At 41.1% G+C, this 601-nt stretch carries 1 protein-coding gene; it reads left to right on the top strand.

Annotated elements, in window-relative coordinates:
- The coding region (locus ACXJJ8_RS15425; protein WP_499031864.1) for a copper amine oxidase N-terminal domain-containing protein at positions 1 to 480 on the top strand (480 nt) is incomplete at its 5' end.
- Between the last annotated feature and the right edge of the window lie 121 nt (positions 481 to 601).

The following is a 601-nucleotide window of genomic DNA, read 5'->3' as shown; positions in this document are numbered from 1 at the left end:
GCTGTTGAAGTGGCAACGAAATTCTCAAACGCTGTAGATGCATCTGATCTGGCTGCTGCACAAGAGTACGGCTTCCAAGTTCTTAAGTTTCAAGTAGGTAAAGATGGTTCAAGTTTGAAAATTGGCAGTAAGGATTACCAAGTAGACGGAAAAGCTTTCACAGCTGAGAATGCCCCTTTCATTAACACAGAAAGCAGTCGTACATTAGTGCCGGTTCGTGTTATTGCACAAGCGATTCAAGCTCAAGTTGAATGGGTAGATGCAACGAAAACAGTTATTATCACAAAAGATGGTAAGAAAACAGAAATTACATTAGGATCCGATCAAGTGGTAGAGAATGGTAAAGTGAATGAGAAAGTCAAACTAGATCAACCGGTTATTATCGAAAATGGCAGCTCCTTCATTCCATTGCGTGCAGTAGCTGAGTTGTTCAGCAAACGCGTATTCTACCAAAATGGTGAAATTATCATTCTTCGTTAATCATTTCATTCATAGCGAAGACACTTGTGCCTAGTAGGCGCAAGTGTCTTTCAGCATGCAGCAACAAGGAAGAGACAGGGGGCAGATTATGGATTTACAGGCATTTCTCATTACGTTTCGT

Source organism: Lysobacter sp. P5_C4 (genome assembly GCF_054049695.1).
This window is presented reverse-complemented; position numbering and strand designations above follow the sequence as displayed.